13 protein-coding genes and 1 riboswitch are annotated in these 16875 nt (G+C 69.7%); of the genes, 5 read left to right on the top strand and 8 right to left on the bottom strand.

Features of this window, described 5'->3' with window-relative positions:
* The first annotated feature begins 16 nt into the window (after positions 1–16).
* A riboswitch (cobalamin riboswitch) is annotated at positions 17–251 on the top strand.
* 105 nt (positions 252–356) lie between these two features.
* The 3 genes from BLR46_RS02820 (at position 357) to BLR46_RS02810 (ending at position 5645) form a co-directional block, all read left to right on the top strand.
* A complete protein-coding gene (locus BLR46_RS02820; protein ID WP_093248726.1) occupies positions 357–3194 on the top strand; it encodes a ribonucleoside-diphosphate reductase subunit alpha in 2838 nt (945 codons plus the stop codon).
* Positions 3191–4285: a ribonucleotide-diphosphate reductase subunit beta gene (locus tag BLR46_RS02815; protein WP_245701457.1), complete on the top strand. Its 1095-nt coding sequence runs from the start codon at positions 3191–3193 to the stop codon at positions 4283–4285. The genes BLR46_RS02820 and BLR46_RS02815 overlap by 4 nt, the downstream gene beginning before the upstream one ends.
* Positions 4286–4451: 166 nt before the next feature.
* Positions 4452–5645, top strand: coding sequence for a TIGR04053 family radical SAM/SPASM domain-containing protein (locus BLR46_RS02810; protein ID WP_093248724.1), 1194 nt, complete (start codon positions 4452–4454; stop codon positions 5643–5645).
* A 16-nt stretch (positions 5646–5661) separates the two neighbouring features.
* Here BLR46_RS02810 and BLR46_RS02805 read toward each other — a convergent pair whose 3' ends face one another.
* Complete coding sequence (locus BLR46_RS02805) at positions 5662–5844, bottom strand: hypothetical protein (RefSeq protein WP_093248723.1); 183 nt, start codon at positions 5842–5844, stop codon at positions 5662–5664.
* A gap of 76 nt (positions 5845–5920) precedes the next feature.
* A complete protein-coding gene (locus tag BLR46_RS02800) occupies positions 5921–6814 on the bottom strand; it encodes a hypothetical protein (RefSeq protein WP_093248722.1) in 894 nt (297 codons plus the stop codon).
* 168 nt (positions 6815–6982) lie between these two features.
* On the opposite strand from BLR46_RS02800, the gene BLR46_RS02795 reads away from it, so the two are divergent.
* Positions 6983–8149 (top strand): Gfo/Idh/MocA family protein, encoded by a 1167-nt coding sequence (locus BLR46_RS02795; protein WP_093248720.1) that lies wholly within the window; start codon positions 6983–6985, stop codon positions 8147–8149.
* Positions 8150–8164: 15 nt separating this feature from the next.
* Here BLR46_RS02795 and BLR46_RS02790 read toward each other — a convergent pair whose 3' ends face one another.
* The 6 genes from BLR46_RS02790 to dnaA all read right to left on the bottom strand — a co-directional run bounded on the left by BLR46_RS02790 (position 8165) and on the right by dnaA (position 16430).
* Complete coding sequence (locus BLR46_RS02790; protein WP_093248719.1) at positions 8165–8734, bottom strand: DciA family protein; 570 nt, start codon at positions 8732–8734, stop codon at positions 8165–8167.
* 44 nt (positions 8735–8778) lie between these two features.
* Entirely contained in the window at positions 8779–9942 is a 1164-nt protein-coding gene (gene recF, locus BLR46_RS02785; protein WP_093248717.1) for a DNA replication/repair protein RecF, read from the bottom strand.
* The gene (gene dnaN, locus BLR46_RS02780) at positions 9942–11102 is read right to left on the bottom strand and encodes a DNA polymerase III subunit beta (protein ID WP_093248715.1); all 1161 of its coding nucleotides are present in this window, start codon (positions 11100–11102) and stop codon (positions 9942–9944) included. The genes recF and dnaN overlap by 1 nt, the downstream gene beginning before the upstream one ends.
* A gap of 110 nt (positions 11103–11212) precedes the next feature.
* Positions 11213–13774, bottom strand: coding sequence for an ABC transporter permease (locus tag BLR46_RS02775; RefSeq protein ID WP_093248714.1), 2562 nt, complete (start codon positions 13772–13774; stop codon positions 11213–11215).
* Positions 13775–13776: 2 nt separating this feature from the next.
* Entirely contained in the window at positions 13777–14562 is a 786-nt protein-coding gene (locus BLR46_RS02770) for an ABC transporter ATP-binding protein (RefSeq protein WP_093248713.1), read from the bottom strand.
* 503 nt (positions 14563–15065) lie between these two features.
* Complete coding sequence (dnaA, locus tag BLR46_RS02765; RefSeq protein WP_093248712.1) at positions 15066–16430, bottom strand: chromosomal replication initiator protein DnaA; 1365 nt, start codon at positions 16428–16430, stop codon at positions 15066–15068.
* 306 nt (positions 16431–16736) lie between these two features.
* Here dnaA and rpmH point away from each other — a divergent pair, with 306 nt between their 5' ends.
* On the top strand, positions 16737–16874 hold the full coding sequence (rpmH, locus tag BLR46_RS02760; RefSeq protein WP_093248711.1) for a 50S ribosomal protein L34: 138 nt from the start codon (positions 16737–16739) through the stop codon (positions 16872–16874).
* Position 16875 lies beyond the last annotated feature (1 nt).

Genomic DNA, 16875 nt, shown 5'->3' with positions numbered 1-16875 from the left:
CGCCCCGATCTACATGTAGTGTTCACGACGCTGAAGGTTCCCGGCGGTCGCGAGACCGTCAGGAGGCAAGAGGGAACCCGGTGTGAATCCGGGACTGCCCCGCAGCGGTGAACGGGAACGACCGTCGTCACCGCCAGACCCGTCTGGCGGTAGAAAGCACTGGAGCAATCCGGGAAGCGACGACCAGTAGGAAAGGCAGCCGAGCTGCCCCGCCCGTGAGTCCGAAGACCTGCCTCAGCCCGGCCGCGACCGCGGCCGGACGCATCCGCGGCCTCGTGGGAGGGCCAGGGATCGGCAGGCCCCCGCCGTCAGCCACCCTTCTCCCCGCGTGGCCGCCGACTTCCGAGGGAGAAGCCATGACCACCACGGTCCGGACGGCGCCACCGTCCACCCACACCAGTTTCGCCGTCATCAAACGCGATGGCGACGTCGCCCGATTCGCGCCCGACAAGATCTCCACCGCCATCCGCAAGGCGTTCCTCGCGACCGAAGGGCCCGTCGCCGGCGACTCCTCACGGGTCCGGGACCTCGTCGACACCCTCACCGCCCAGGTGCTCGCCGCGCTCGTCCGCCGCTACGGCATGGGCTCCAGCGTCCACGTCGAGGAGATCCAGGACCAGGTCGAGCTCGCATTGATGCGGTCCGGGGAGCACAAGGTTGCCCGCGCCTACGTCCTCTACCGCGACGAGCACGCCCGTCGCCGCGACACCGTCGACCACCCTGCCCCGCCGCTCGACCCGCCCTCCCGGCTGGCGGGCCTCACGGTGCGCACCCCCACCGGCACCACGCCCCTCGATGCCGAACGCCTCGTCCTCACGATCACCGAGGCCTGCGCCGACACCCGCGACGTCGACGCCCAACTCGTCCTCCAGCGCACCGCCGACACCCTCTACGACGGCATCACCGAGGACGAACTCCGCCTCGCGCCAGTCCTGGCCGCGCGCACCCTCGTCGAGCGGCACCCCAACTACTCCGCCGTGAGCGCCCGGCTGCTGCTCGACGGGCTCCGCGCCGAGGCCCTGACCCTCCTGGCCGGGGTCCCGGTCACAGCCACCGCCTCGGAGATGGCCCGCCGCTACCCCGCCCACCTGGCCGACTACGTCGCGTACGGCATCGAGGTGGGCCGGCTCGACCCGCGCCTCGCCACCTTCGACCTCGCCCGCCTCGGCGCCGCGATCGAGCCCGACCGCGACCTGCGGTTCACCTACCTCGGGCTGCAGACGCTCGCCGACCGCTACTTCCTCCACGAGCGCGGGCGCCGCTACGAGCTGCCGCAGACCTTCTTCATGCGCGTCGCCATGGGCCTCGCCCTGGAGGAGGACGCCCGCGAGGAACGCGCCATCGAGTTCTACCGGCTGCTGTCCAGCTTCGACTTCATGTGCTCCACCCCGACCCTGTTCAACGCCGGCACGATCCGGCCGCAGCTGTCGTCGTGCTTCCTCACCACCGTCGACGACAACCTCTCCGACATCTTCACCGGCATCCACGACAACGCGATGCTCGCGAAGTTCTCCGGCGGGCTCGGCAACGACTGGACCCCCGTCCGCGGCACCGGCGCCCACATCCACGGCACCAACGGCAAGTCCTCCGGAGTCGTCCCGTTCCTGAAGATCGCCAACGACACCGCCGTGGCCGTCAACCAGGGCGGCAAGCGCAAGGGCGCCGTCTGCGCCTACCTCGAGACGTGGCACATCGACATCGAGGAGTTCTGCGAGCTCCGCAAGAACACCGGCGACGAGCGCCGCCGCACCCACGACATGAACACGGCCCACTGGGTGCCCGACCTCTTCCTGCAACGCGTCGAGGAGGACGGCCCCTGGACGCTGTTCTCCCCCGACGAGGTGCCCGACCTCCACGACAGCTACGGCCCCGAGTTCCGCGAGAAGTACGAGCGGTACGAGCGCGCCGCGGCCGACGGGAAGCTGCACGTCCACCGCACCGTGCGCGCCGTCGACCTTTGGCGCCGCATGCTCACGATGCTGTTCGAGACCGGGCACCCGTGGATCACCTTCAAGGACCCCTGCAACATCCGCTCCGCCCAGCAGCACGCGGGCGTCGTCCACTCGTCGAACCTCTGCACCGAGATCACCCTCAACACCTCCGCCGACGAGGTCGCCGTCTGCAACCTCGGCTCCGTCAACCTCGCCGCCCACGTCACCGCCGAGGGCCTGGACGCCGACCGCCTCCGCGCGACGGTCCTCACGGCCGTGCGGATGCTCGACAACGTCATCGACCTCAACCTCTACACCGTCGACAAGGCCGAGCGCGCCAACCAGCGCCACCGCCCCGTCGGTCTCGGGCTCATGGGATTCGCCGACGCGCTCGTCACCCTGGGCCTCCCCTACGCCAGCGAGGCGGCCGTGGAGTTCGCCGACGAGTCGATGGAGTTGCTGAGCCACGCCGCCATCACCGCGTCGGCGGATCTCGCCGAGGAGCGGGGCGCCTACGCCTCCTTCGACGGGTCGCTGTGGAGCCGGGGCATCCTCCCGATCGACACGGTCGCGATGCTCGCCGACGCCCACGGCGGCGACCTCGACCAGGACACGTCGGCCCGCCTCGACTGGGAGCCGCTCCGCCATCGGGTCCGCGCCGGCATGCGCAACTCGCTCATCATGGCCATCGCCCCCACCGCCACGATCAGCAACATCGTCGGGGTCAGCCAGTCGATCGAGCCGCTGTACCGCAACCTCTACGTCAAGGCGAACATGTCCGGCGACTTCACCGTGATCAACGCGGCGCTCGTCGACGCGCTCGCCGAGCGCGGCCTGTGGGACGAGGTGATGGTGGCCGACCTCAAGTACTGGGACGGCGTCCTCGGCCCCATCGAACGCATTCCCGCGGACATCAAGGAGCTGTTCGCCACCGCGTTCGAGATCGACCCCAGCTGGCTGGTCCGCGCGGCCTCGCGCCGGCAGAAGTGGATCGACCAGGCGCAGTCGCTCAACCTCTACGTCGCCGAGCCCAACGGCCGGAAGCTCGACGAGCTGTACCGGCTCGCGTGGCGCACCGGCTGCAAGACCACCTACTACCTCCGCTCCCAGTCGAAGACGCACGTCGAGAAGTCGACGCTCGCCGGCACCGACGGGCGACTGAACGCCGTGCCCGTCGCGTCCGTCATCGACCTGCCCCTCACCCAGCCCCAGGACGACGCGTCGTGCTCCGTCCTCGACCCCGAATGCGAGGCCTGCCAGTGAACACCCCCGCCACCCCCACCCCCACCGCCGCCACCGCCAGCATCGGCAGCGGACTCACCAGCGACCTGCGCGGCGGCCGCGTCCAGGTGAGCGAGAAGTCGATGATCAACTCCCGCGCCGATGTGAACCAGCTGCTGCCCATGAAGTACGGCTGGGCGTGGGAGAAGTACCTCGCCGGCTGCAACAACCACTGGATGCCTACCGAGATCTCCATGCAGGCCGACATCGCCCTGTGGCGCAGCCCCGACGGGCTCACCCCCGACGAGCGGCTCATGGTGAAGCGCAACCTCGGCTTCTTCGCGACCGCGGAGTCGCTGGTGGCCAACAACATCGTCCTTGCGGTGTACCGCCACCTCACCAACCCCGAGTGCCGCCAGTACCTGCTGCGGCAGGCGTTCGAGGAGGCCGTGCACACGCACACCTTCCAGTACATCTGCGAGAGCCTCGGCCTCGACGAGGGTGAGCTGTTCAACATGTACCGCGAGGTCCCCTCCATCAGCGACAAGGACGCCTGGGCGCTGCAGTACACCCAGCACCTCGAGGACCCCGGCTTCACCACCGGCACCCCGGACAAGGACAGGGCCTTCCTCCGCGACCTCATCGCCTTCTACGTCGTCTTCGAGGGGATGTGGTTCTACACCGGGTTCGCGCAGATCCTGTCGCTGGGGCGGCGCAACAAGCTCGTCGGGATCGCCGAGCAGTACCAGTACATCCTCCGCGACGAGTCCATCCACCTGAACTTCGGCATCGACACCATCAACCAGATCCGCGCCGAGAACCCCCACCTCTGGACGAGCGACTTCCGGGCTGAGGTGCGCACGATGCTCGCCGAGGCGTGCGAACTCGAGATCGCCTACGGACGCGACACCATGCCGCGGGACATGCTCGGCCTCAGCGCCGACGCCTGCGCCCAGTACCTGCGGTTCATCACCAACCGCCGCTGCGCGCAACTCGGCCTGGAGCCGGTGTTCGGCCACACCGACAACCCGTTCCCGTGGATGTCGGAGGTGATGGACCTCGGCAAGGAGAAGAACTTCTTCGAGTCCCGGGTGATCGAGTACCAGACCGGGTCCAGCCTCAGCTGGGACTGATCCCCAAGGACCTCAGATTTACAGAAAACTCATTTGCTGGGGCATCTCGCCGCATGCGCCGAGCGGCGAGACCGCCCAGCAAATGAGTTTTCTGTAATCCGGGCGCCGGCACCCCACGCTCCACCCGGTTGTTACGAAGAGTTCTCATTAATCTAGACTCGGGTGCGTGACCATCACCTCGCGCGCAGTCCGACGCCAGCGCCACGACGTCGACGACCGACCGTTCATCGTGATCTGGGAGGTGACGCGCGCCTGCCAGCTCGCCTGCCTACACTGCCGCGCCGACGCCATCACCCGCCGCAACCCGTTCGAGCTCACCCTCGACGAGGGCAAGCGGCTCCTCGACGGGATCGCCGCCTTCCCCGCCCCGCACCCGATCGTCGTGCTCACCGGCGGCGACCCGTTCGAGCGGCCGGACCTCGCCGACCTCGTCCGCTACGGCACGGAGATCGGGCTGTCGGTGGCGCTGTCGCCGTCGGTCACCCCCAACGTCACCGACGAGCGCCTCCACGAGTTGCGCGAGGCCGGCGCGAAGGCCGTCTCCCTCTCGCTGGACGGCGCGCGCGCCGAGACCCATGATGCGTTCCGCGGCATCGACGGCACCTACGCCGCCACCCGCGACGCCGCCGACCGGGTCCTCGCGGCCGGCTTCCGGCTCCAGGTGAACTCGACCGTGACCCGGGCCACCGTCGTCGAGCTGCCCGCACTGCTGCGCGACGTGATCGAGCTGGGCGCCCTGCTGTGGAGCGTGTTCTTCCTCGTCCCTACCGGCCGCGGCCAGCAGCTCCAGGCGCTGAGTGCGGACGAGACCGAGGACGTGCTGCACTGGCTCGTCGACGTCTCGAAGCACATCGCCATCAAGACCACCGAGGCGCCGCACTACCGACGGGTGGTGCTGCAGCGCGAGCAGATGGCCGCCGACGGGATCGACCACACCCCCGACCGCGGCCCCCTGTACCACCAGCTCACGGAGGCCACCCGCACGGAACTCGCCGGCGCCGCGATTCGCGAGCGGCCCCCGCGCCCGCCGATCGACGTGAACTCCGGCCGCGGCTTCATGTTCATCGATCACATGGGCAAGGTGTATCCGTCGGGCTTCCTCCCCCAGGTGGCGGGCGACGTCCGCAAGACGCCGGTCACGGACATCTATCGGCAGGCGGAGATCATGCGCCGCCTGCGCACCCCCGAGGGCTTCGGCGGGAAGTGCGGCGTCTGCGAGTTCAGGGACGTGTGCGGGGGGTCGCGCTCTTACGCGTTCGCCGCCACCGGCGACCCGCTCGAGGCCGACCCCAGTTGCTCCTACGTGCCGCCGGCCTGGCGCGACGAGCAGGCGCGGCTGGGCGGGCTACCCGTCGCCTGAGGTCGGCGACCGGGGCTCACTCGCAGAGGAACCAGACCAGTTCCTCGATGCGGTGCAGGCGCGCGGCCTGTTCGTCGCTCAGCGTGCCCTCGTCGGCGAGGCGCCGGGCGAGGCCCAGCGGCATGTCGAGTTCGTCGAGGAGCGTGTCACGCTCCTGCAGCGCCTCATTGCACGTGAGGGAATCGATCCGCATCAGCATGTCCAACCTCCTTGCCTTGGTTGGCACCAACATAGGCGTCGCCTCCGACAATTCTGGGAGCACCCCCCGGCAACGGTCAGATCTCGCCGGCCTCCATGCGGCGCAGCACACGCTCGGGCGGCTCGATGACCACGGCGGGGCGGCCCTCGTCGTCCGTGCTCGGGTGCGCGAGCCGCTGGAACCCCTCGCGGTCGGCGTAGTACACCGACGTGCTGATGCCGCCCGGCTGGCTCTGCAGCAGCCGGTCGGCGACCGTGATCATGGTCTTGACGCCCTCGACGAGGGCGAGCGGCGCGTCGAGGAACCCGATCAGCACGACGTGCCGGTTCGGCACCCCGATGAGCAGCCCCTCGCTGAGGTCGAGGTCGCGATCGAGCAGGACGGGGAGCGCCTCGTCGAGCAGGATCACGAGGCCGGTGGTGAAGAACGACTCGCTGGAGAGCGCCCACACGTGGCCCTCGATGTGCTGCACCTCGATGTGGGCCTGCGACAGCTCGGCGGCGGTGTTGAGGAGCGCGACATGCATCGCGTGGTCGAAGTCGACGCCCAGCTTCTCGAGGCTGGAGCTGTCGGTGAGGGTGACGACCGAGTCGGGGAAGTCGACGTTGAGCGTCTGCATCAGGTCCTCGGCGAGCGGCTTCGTCAGCGCCCCGTCGCCCTGGAGTGTGACCCGGCCCGACAGGCGGGTCCGGAGCCGGAGCTTCAAATCCTCCCAGTCGTAGTCGCGCACGTCGGGCGCCTCCTGCAGGCCGCCGAGGAAGGCGCGGATGCCGTCGACGATCTCCTGCTTGCTCGCCTCCGGCGGCACGGCGCGCGCGAGGTTGTCGAAGTTGTAGGCCGCGCCGTCGCGCATCGCGGCGCTGCGCCCGTCGGGATCCATCACGCCGCCGCGCTCGGCCACCTCATCCTGCAGCGCCTCACGGAACATCTCCGTGCGCGGCCCGAGGATCTCGGAGTAGGGATCGGACATGAGCTCCTCCCGGAGTCCTGACGGTCGAGGACCATTCCATCCTAGTCACCCGGCCACGGGCCGCGGCCTGTCCGACGCGGCGCCACCAAATCCTTCCCCCGGCCCCGCGGATCGGGGAGGATCGTGGGTAGTGGCCCCGGTGGGGCCGGTCAACGTGAGGAACGCAGCATGATCAACGTCGGCGTGGTCGGCATCGGCAACATCGCCCCCGCACACCTGCAGGGCTACCTCGCCCACCCGGAGCGGTGCCGCATCGTCGCACTCTGCGACATCGTCCCCGAGAAGGCGCAGCGGCGGAAGGAGTCGCTCGGCCTCACCGGGGTCGACGTGGTCGCCTCCCACAAGGAGCTCCTCGGCCGCGAGGACATCGACTTGGTCAGCCTCTGCACCCCGCCCGGGACCCACGCCGAGCTGACCGTCGACTTCCTCGGCGCCGGCAAGCACGTCCTGGTGGAGAAGCCGATGGCGCCCTCGCTGGCGGACTGCGACGCGATGCTCGCCGCCCGCGACCGCAGCGGGCGCCTGCTGTCGGTGGTGGCGCAGAACCGGTTCCGCGACGACATGGCCACCCTCAAGGCCGCCGTCGACTCCGGCCTGCTCGGCCCCGTCGCCCACCTCGCCGTCGACTCCGCCTGGTGGCGCGGCGTGCCGTACTACGACCTGGCCTGGCGCGGCACCTGGGAGTCCGAGGGCGGCGGCCCGACGCTCAACCACGCGATCCACCACATCGACCTCCTGCTGTGGATGATGGGCGCCCCCCAAGCCGTGCAGGCCATGATGACCAACGCGTGGCACGACAACGCCGAGGTCGAGGACCTCTCCGTCGCGCTGCTCCGCTACGAACGCGCCATCGCCCAGCTGACGAGCTCCGTCGTCCACCACGGGGAGCGGCAGCAGATCGTCGTGCAGGGGCGCGACGCGTCGGTCGCCCAGCCCTGGGCCGTGTGCGCGGAGGTCACCCAACCCAACGGGTTCCCCACCGCCGACGGCAACGCGGCGCTCGTCGCACGGCTCGAGGAGATCGCCGCCGCCCACGTCCCGCTCCCCCACGAAGGCCACGCCGGGCAGATCGGCGACGTGCTGGATGCGGTCGGGCAGGGTCGCGCCCCGGCCGTGACCGGCGAGGACGGGCGGCGCACCGTCGAGGTGGTCACCGCGATCTACCGGGCGGCGATCGAGCGGCGCGAGGTCGAACTGCCCATCGCAGCGGACACCGAGTACCACACCCGCGACGGGCTGCTCGCCAACGCGCCCCGCTTCTTCACCAAGTCGGCGTCGGTCGACGAGCAGGAGGGCTTCATCACCGCGGGAGGGTCGACGGGGCCGCTCGGCTGAGCCGACGCCCCGGGATCAGCCGTACGTGTCGCGGGGGCCGCGGCCGTCGCGCACCGACCGAATGCCGCGCTTCCAGCTCTTCTGCGGGGGCCCGACGACGTCGACCCGCTTCACGGTGTCGTCGCCGAGCTCGCGGTTGAGCTGCGCCACCAACTGCGACGCGGAGTAGCGCATGCCGGTGGCCCAAGCGGTGGAGTCGCACTGGATTTTCAGGACCCCGTTCGTGAAGTCGACGGGCTTGGAGTGCTCCGCGTTCGCCTCGCCGACGAGCCCCGCCCAGTTGCGCAGCACCGTCGACAGCGACAGCCGCTTCGTCCAGCCGCGCTTGCGTACCACGTTCTCGAACACGGACCCGATGGGCTGCGGGTCCCGGTCGTCGGGGTGCGCGCCCGAGCGCTGCTCCTCCATGACCCGGCGACGGCGCGGCCGCGGCTTCTCCGGCTCCGGGGCCACGGGTTGGTAACGCTGCGACAGTGCCGTGGCGCGCGCGATCCGCGACGCCAGGTCGAGCCCCGTCGGATCGTGGTCGCTCGCTTGGTTTCGACCGTCGTCCGCTTGGTTTCGACCGTCGTTCGCTTCGCTCACTGGCTCAACCACCAACTCACTGGCTCAACCACCATCTCACTGGCTCAACCACCGTCCCCCGATTCCTCAGGGCGTACGGTACCCGCCTCGACGAGGAATCGCCGCTCCGTCGGGAAGTCCGGGACGTCGGCGCCGACGGCCGCGGTGATCAGCACCTGCTCGGCGTGCTTCACGGCGTCAGCGAGGCGCTCGCGGCGCGCCGAGTCGAGCTCCGCGAACACGTCGTCCAGCACGAGGACCGGCTCGACGCCGTCGTCGCGCACGAGTTCGAAGCCACCCAGCCGCAGCGACAGCGCCAGCGACCAGGACTCCCCGTGGGACGCGTACCCCTTCGCGGGCAGGTCGCCGATGAAGAGGTTGACGTCGTCGCGCTGCGGCCCGACCAGCGTCACCCCCCGGCGCACCTCCTCGGCCCGCGCCTCCGCCATGGCGTCCAGGAGTCGCTGCCTGAGGGTGGCGCGCACGTCGGTGGCCTCGCTCACTCCGTCGAGATCGATCGAGGTCTTGTACTGGGCCGAGATCTGGTTGTTGACGGGCGCGATGGCCTCGTAGGCGGCCTGGGTGAAGGGGCGCACGTCGGTGAGGGTGTCGAGGCGGGCGTGCAGGAGCTCGGCGCCGATCGTCGCGAGCTGCTCGTTCCACACGCCGAGGGTGATCTCCTCGTCGCCGCCGGTGGGGAGGAACGACTTGCCGGCCATGCCCTTGAGGAGGGCGTTGCGCTGCTTGAGGACGCGATCGAGGTCCTGCCGGACCCCCACCATGCGCGGCCACCGGGTGATGACGAGGGAGTCGAGCCAGTCGCGGCGGTCCGACGGGTCGCCGCGGACGATGGCGAGGTCGACGGGCGAGAACACGACGGTGCGGAGCATGCCGACGAGGTCGCGCGGCCGCGGGAGGGGCCCGCGGTTGAGGCGGGCCTGGTTCTGCCGGCCCTGCGCGATCTCGAGTTCGAGGAGGATCACCCGGTCGTCGGCGACGGACGCCTGGACCCGCGCGCGCACGAGGGCCGACTCCTCCCCCGCCTTGATCAGCGGCACGATGCTCGCGACGCGGTGGGAGGACGCCGTCGACAGGTACTCGATCGCCTCGACGAGGTTGGTCTTGCCCTGCCCGTTGGCGCCGACGAAGACCGTCACCCCCGGCGTGAGCTCGAGCTGGGCCGTCGCGTAGTTGCGGAAGTTGGTCAGCTCGAGCGAACGGACGAACACTAGTTCGGCAGGCGCATCAGCATGATGACGTGGCGGTAGTCAAGCAGCTGATCGCCGTCGATGCTCGACAGGCCCGTGATCAGGCACGGCTTCCCGGGCGCGGTGAACGCGAAGTGCGCGAAGGGGGCGTCGAGGGCGCCGAGCGCGTCGAGCAGGTACTGCGGGTTGAACCCGGCCGCGTCGATGGAGGGCTCGTCGCCGACCACCTCGACGGAGGCCGCGATCGCCTCGGACGCCTGGGCCTGGTCGCCGGTGGCGGCCTCGAGGGCGATGTGGTCGTCGGCGATGATCATGCGCAGCGGGGTGTTGCGCTCCGCGACGAGCTTCACGCGCTTGACCGCGTTGAGCAGCTCCTCGGTGGAGACGCGCACGTTGACGGTGCCCTGCACGTCCATCAGGTGGCGGACCTTCGGGAACGCCTGGGACAGCAGGCGGGTGGTGGCCTCGCGCTTGCCATGGGTGGACTCGCCGATGAAGCCGGCCAGGCCCTCGCCCTCGGACTCGGTGGTGGAGAGCGAGACGGTGACCTCCTCGCCGGAGCCCATGGCCTTGGCGGTGTCGGCCAGGACCTTGCCGGGGATGAGGACGGCGCCCTCGACATCGGGCGACGAGGGGTTCCAGTTGATCTCCTTGAGCGCCATCCGATAGCGGTCGGTGGCAAGCAGGGAGAGGGTCTCGCCGTCGATCTCGACGCGGACGCCGGTGAAGACGCTCAGCAGCTCGTCGCGGCCGGCCGCCACGAACACCTGGGAGACGGCGCGCTCGAACGTCGACGCGTCGACCGTGCCGGTCTGGGTGGGCATCTCGGGCAGCGTCGGGTACTCCTCGACGGGCAGCGTCTGCAGCGTGAAGCGCGCGGAGCCGCAGGTCAGCTCGACCTTCGAGTGGTCGGCGACGAGGTCGACGGGCTTGTTCGGCAGCGAGCGCGCGATCTCCGACAGGAGGCGACCGGAGACCAGCACGGTGCCCTCGTCGCTGACCTGCGCGGGCAGCGCGACCTTCGCCGAGGTCGTCGAGTCGAAGCTGGAGAGGGTGACCGCGTCGCCGTCGGCCGCGAGCAGCATGCCGGAGAGGATCGGGGCGGTCGGACGGTTCGGCAGGCTGCGGGCCACCCAGGCTACGGCGTCGGCCAGAGCGTCGCGCTCCACACGAATCTTCACTTCTCGCTCCTCGTCGATTGGCAGTCGCAGCCGCGTCGCCGGCTACACGGACCCGATCATATCGGCATAGCGCGGGTCTTCGCGCACGCCCCGGGAGACCCGGGGAAGACCTATTCGGCGGCGATCGATTCGAGCACCGGCAGTCGGGCGGCGCGTCGCGCGGGCGCCAGGGCGGCGAGCCAGCCGAACCCGGCAGCGGCGACGACGAACAGCGCCACCTGCCCCCACGGGATGTCGAGCACCGAGATGCCGGAGTCGCGGTTGACCTCCACGAGGATGGCACCGAACAGCAGGCCCAGCCCGACGCCGAGCACCGCGCCCATCACCGTGATGAGGATCGACTCCAGCGTGACCATCCGCCGCACCTGCGGCCGCGTGATGCCGACGGCGCGCAGCAGCCCGATCTCGCGGGTGCGCTCGATCACCGACAGCCCCAGGGTGTTCACGATGCCCAGCACCGAGATCACCAGCGCGAGCCCGAGCAGCGCGTAGAGGAGCGTCACCAGCTGCTGGAACTGGTCCACCTGTGCCTGCACGAACTCCGCCACGTCGGAGACCGCGACGGTCGGGTACTCCGCGGTCGCGTCGCGCAGCCCCTGCCGCACCTGCTCGAGGTCGGCGCCCTCGTCGGCGAAAACGACGAAGTGGGTGACGAGCGAGTCGTCGGCGATCGCGGCGAACGCCTCGGGGTTCACGATGATCTCGCCGGGCGGGTTGGTGTCGTCGTCGGAGATGCCGGTGACGAGCAGGCGCTGGGTGCCGAGCGGCCCGTGCAGGTCGAACAGCATGCCCATCCCGAGGCCGTGCGCGCTCGCGAAGTCGACGCTCACCACCGCGGAGTCCGGCTCGTCGGTCATGGTGCCGGCCGGGACGTCGGTGGCGGTCCCCTCCAGCAGGGCGCGTGGCGTGGTGCCGGCGACGGTGACCACGGTCTCGGTGTCGTCGTTGATCCGGGCGGCGCCGACGGTGAAGCTCGCCACCCAGTCGACGCCCTCGACCCGCTCGGCCGCGTCGGCGACCCGCGCGTCGAAGGGCTGGAAGTTCACGGGCGCGACGACGAAGTCGCCCCGCTGGTCCTCCGCCAGCTCCGTACGCATCGACGTCGTCACGCTCGACGCGAGCACGGCGACCGTGGTCACGAGCGTGAGGCCGATGGTGATCGTCGACGCGGTGGCCGCGGTCCGGCGGGGCTGGCGCCGCGAGTTCAGCGCGGCCATGCGGCCGATCTCGCCGAACGCCTTCCCGGCCAGCCAGCCGAACAGCGCGATCACGGGGGCGCCTATCAGCGGGGCGGCAAGCACGACGCCCACCAGCAGGCCGGCCGCGCCCAGGCCGACCCAGTACAGCGGCTCCGGCACCGCGAGCCACACCCCGCACGCGACGAGAGCCGCGGAGATCTCGATCAGCACGATCCCGGTCATGGCGACGGGGCCGCTGCGCGACTGCTCGGTCGGGACGGCGGTCTCGGTCATCGCCTCGACGGGGCGCGCGCGGCCGGCCCGCACCGACGGCAGCAGCGCGGCGACGAGCGTGACACCCAGCCCGACCAGGTACGAGACGACGACCGCCCGCCAGGTGAGTTGCGGGACCACGTCGCCCAGGCCGACGCCGATCGCGGCCATGGCGGCGAGCAGCCCCCAGACGAGCAGGTAGCCGACGAGGATGCCGAGAGTCGAACCGACGACGCCCACGATCAGCGCCTCCAGCAGCACCGAGTTGCGGACCTGCTTGCGCGTGGCGCCAAGGGCGCGCAGCAGCGCCATCTCCCGGGAGCGCTGGGCGACGAGGATCGAGAACGTGTTGAGGATCAGCAGCGTCGCCACCAACAGCGCGATCGCGGCGAAGATCAGCAGGAAGTTGTTGACGAAGCCCATGCCGACGGCGAGCAGGTCCTCCACCTCGGCGGCCATCTCCTCACCGGTGCTCGCCTGCCAGCCCTCCGGGAGCACCTCGTCGACGGCGGCCGCCACGGCGTCGGGGTCGGCGCCGTCGTCCACCTGGACCCACATCCCCTGGTACGCGTCCGCCCCGTCGACCATCAGGCGCTGCGCGTCGGCCAGGGTGAAGAACAGGTAACTGGCGCCGGCGGTGGAGCCGGACCCGTACGTCGCGGTGCCGACGAGCGTCATGGTCTCGAGGCCGTGCAGCGGGGTGGAGACCTGCACCTCGTCGCCGATCGCGTAGCCGGCGCGCTCCACCGTGCTCGGGTCGACGACCACCTCCCCGTCGGCCTCAGGCGCGCGGCCGTCGACGATGCGGGCCCCTTCCAGCCCGCCGGCTGCGGGGGTGTCGTGCCAGTTGCTGCCGATGCCGGGCGCGCCGCTGATGGCGACGAGCCGGCCGTCGGGGTCGACGAGGTAGACCTGCGCCGAAGTGACCAGCGGCTCACCGCGCGCGACACCGTCGACGGCCTGGACCTCCGCGACGTCGTCGGGGGTGAGCAGCGTGCCCGGGTCGGGCACCGAGGTGGTGAAGTCGCTGAAGCCGGAGTCCTCCCGCACGACGTTCACGTCGCCGACGGTGGACTGGACGATCTCGTCGAAGCTGCGCGACAGGAGGTTGGTGAACATCAGGGAGCCGGCGACGAACGCGATGCCGAGCACTATCGACAGCGCGCTCATGAAGAGCCGGAACTTGCGCGCCAGGAGCGACTTTAGCGTGGCCTTCAGCATGCTCAGAGGGCCCGCTTCGGCCTTGCCATGGGCTCGGGCGGGGCGGGCTTGGCGGCGTCGGGCCGGGGGTAGATGCGGGCCATCTCCTGCAGGAGCTCCTCCTGCGAGGCCTCGTAGAGCTCCTGGACGATCCGGCCGTCGGAGAGGAAGACCGCGCGGTCGGCATAGCTGGCGGCGTTGGCGTCGTGGGTCACCATGACGACCGTCTGGCCGAACTCGTCGACGCTGCGGCGCAGGAAGGTGAGCACCTCGGCCGCGGAGGCGGAGTCGAGGTTGCCGGTGGGCTCGTCGCCGAAGACGATGTCCGGGCGGTTCATCAGCGCCCGGGCGCAGGCCACCCGCTGCTGCTGGCCGCCGGAGAGCTCGGACGGCTTGTGCCCGAGCCGGTCGCCGAGGCCCAGCACGTCGACGAGCGTGCCGAACCACTCCTCATCGACCTTCTTGCCGGCGATCGCGAGCGGCAGGACGATGTTCTCGCGGGCCGTGAGCGTCGGCACCAGGTTGAACGACTGGAAGATGAACCCGATGCGGTCGCGGCGCAGCTGCGTCAGCGGGGTGTCGCCCAGCCGCGCCACGTCGGTGTCACCGACGAGGACCCGCCCCGACGTGGGGGTGTCGAGCGCCGCGAGGAGGTGCATGAGGGTGGACTTGCCGGAGCCCGACGGGCCCATGATCGCCGTGAACTCGCCGGCCTGGATGGAGAAGTCCACCTCGTCCAGGGCCACGACCTCCGCGTCCCCCGAGCCGTACACCTTGGTCAGAGCCTCGGCTCTCGCTGCGACAGTCACGCGAGTTACGGTACCCGCTGACTTCGAACCTCTGCACAGGTCTGACTTTGAAGGCACTTGGATGTGTGATTACTCATAGTGGTCATAGCTGCTGTGGAGACTGTGGAGAAGTCGCGACTTGGCTTGCCGCCCGGCATTTGGCCCGTGTGGAGAACCGGCCTCCGGCTGTCGAATCACAAGTTTAGGATTTGTGGAGAGCTCGGGGTCCGGAAGTTGTCCACAGCCCTGTCGACATCGAGGCCATGTGGGTTCTCCACAGCTCCGAATGACAACTTTTCGGGCGGGATGGGGCGAGAAGCGGGGTCTCGATTGGCTTCGCTCGCTCGACCAACGTGGCAGAACATCAGAGCATGGTGATCGAGAAGATCTCGACCAGCTCGCTCCGCTCGCGCTCGATCTGAGCTGAGCTCCGGTGCCTTCGACGCTGTCGCTTCGCCGGTGGATCGAGCAAGGCGCGTCAGCGCTGCGCCGAGATTTCCCTTGCTCAGTCGCCGGAGCTCGGCTCAAGACTGCTTGATCTTGTTGGTCAGCTCGGTGACCTGGGTGAAGAGAGAGCGGTCCTCGCCGATCTTGTCGCTGATGCGGCGGACGGAGTTGAGCACCGTGGAGTGGTCGCGGCCGCCGAACTTGGCGCCGATCTTGGGCAGCGAAAGGTCGGTGAGCTCGCGGCAGAGGTAGATCGCGATGTGGCGGGGCATGGCGATGCCGGCCACGCGGCTGGGCCCGGTGAGGTCGTCGACGCTTATGCCGAAGTACTGGCTCGTCGCCTCCATGATCGACTGCGCGTCGACCTGGACCTCCCCCTCGGGCATGAGGTCGTTGAGCACCTGCTCGGCGAGTTCCATGGTGATCTCTTGCTGGTTGAGGCTCGCGAGCGCGGCGATCCTCGTCAGCGCGCCCTCGAGCTCGCGGATGTTCGTCGTGATGCGCTGGGCGATGACCTCCATCACGGCGGTGCCGGCGGTCAGGCGCTGCGAGGCGACCTTCTTGCGGAGGATCGCGATCCGGGTCTCGAGGTCGGGCGGCTGGATGTCGGTCATCAGGCCCCACTCGAAGCGGGACCGCAGGCGCGGCTCCAGCGCCTCGAGCAGCTTCGGCGGGCGGTCGGAGGTCATCACGATCTGCTTCTGCGCGTTGTGCAGGGTGTTGAACGTGTGGAAGAACTCCTCCTGCGTCTGGATCTTCGACGCCAGGAACTGGATGTCGTCGATCAGGAGGACGTCGATGTCGCGGTAGGAACTGCGGAACTCCGCGGTGCGGTTGCTGGAGATCGCGTTGATGAAGTCGTTGGTGAGTTCCTCCGTCGACACGTACTTCACGCGGAGGTTGTCGTAGTAGCTCTGGACGTAGTGCCCGATGGCGTGCAGCAGGTGCGTCTTGCCGAGGCCGGAGGGGCCGTAGATCAGCAGCGGGTTGTACGACTTGCCCGGGGTTTCGGCGACGGCGGCGGCCGCGGCGTGGGCGAAGCGGTTGGAGGCGCCCGCGACGAACGACTCGAACGTGTATCGGGGGTTGAGGCGCAGGTCGTTGTTGACCCGCGGCCTCGCGAGGAGCGGTTCGGGCATCGCGGCGACGGTCTCCTCGGCCACCTGCGCGGCGGCGGGGGGCTGCGGCTCGGGCACCTGGTTCGGGTCGATCATGACGGCCAGATGGGTGGGTTCGCCGCAGCGCTCGCTGAGATGCTGCTCGATCAACTGGCGGAGACGGGTCTCGACGCGTTCGCGGGTGGGCTCGTCGGTGACCGCGAGCATCATCGTCGTGCCGTGCATGGCGATGGGGCGCGTGCGACGGAGCCAGGCGCGGGTGGGTACGTCGACCGAGGCGATGACCGTGTCCCAGAGAGACTCGAGGTCAACAGCTTCAGTCACCTGGACCCCTTGTCACCCATCGGGAGCGTTGTGCTCGTTTTCAACATTTCCACATAGTTTCCCACAGCTGGGGAGACGCGGATACCGGAGCCTCGAAGTTAGTAGTCTGGACCCGATTTCGCAACCCGTTTCGGGGAAATGGTCGGCGCGTCGGCTGGACTACATCGTTGTTGTTTGCTTACGTGGTCGGCCCGTTTGGCCAAACCGGCACGCGCAGCGTATCGTTTACAAGTCGCTGCCCTCGTGGCGGCCACTGTTCCCTGCCTCCCGGCAGTACTTGATGAAGACCATTATGGGAGAACTCCTATGAGCAAGCGCACGTTCCAGCCCAGCAACCGTCGCCGCAGCCGCACGCACGGCTTCCGCAGCCGCATGCGCACCCGCGCCGGCCGCGCCATCCTCGCGGCGCGTCGCCGCAAGGGCCGCGTCGAGCTTTCCGCCTGAT

The organism is Tessaracoccus oleiagri (genome assembly GCF_900103275.1).
In the GTDB taxonomy this organism is placed as follows: domain Bacteria; phylum Actinomycetota; class Actinomycetes; order Propionibacteriales; family Propionibacteriaceae; genus Arachnia; species Arachnia oleiagri.
The sequence above is the reverse complement of the archived record's forward strand: the minus strand, read 5'-3'. Positions and strand labels throughout refer to the sequence as shown.

Excerpts from the sequence above, each read along its gene's own strand:
- BLR46_RS02805 (WP_093248723.1), bottom strand. The coding sequence starts at position 5,844 with ATGCTGATGCGGATCGATTCCCTCACGTGCAATGAGGCGCTGCAGGAG.
- BLR46_RS02820 (WP_093248726.1), top strand. The coding sequence starts at position 357 with ATGACCACCACGGTCCGGACGGCGCCACCGTCCACCCACACCAGTTTC.
- rpmH (WP_093248711.1), top strand. The coding sequence starts at position 16,737 with ATGAGCAAGCGCACGTTCCAGCCCAGCAACCGTCGCCGCAGCCGCACG.
- BLR46_RS02800 (WP_093248722.1), bottom strand. The coding sequence starts at position 6,814 with ATGTCCGATCCCTACTCCGAGATCCTCGGGCCGCGCACGGAGATGTTC.
- BLR46_RS02775 (WP_093248714.1), bottom strand. The coding sequence starts at position 13,774 with ATGCTGAAGGCCACGCTAAAGTCGCTCCTGGCGCGCAAGTTCCGGCTC.
- BLR46_RS02795 (WP_093248720.1), top strand. The coding sequence starts at position 6,983 with ATGATCAACGTCGGCGTGGTCGGCATCGGCAACATCGCCCCCGCACAC.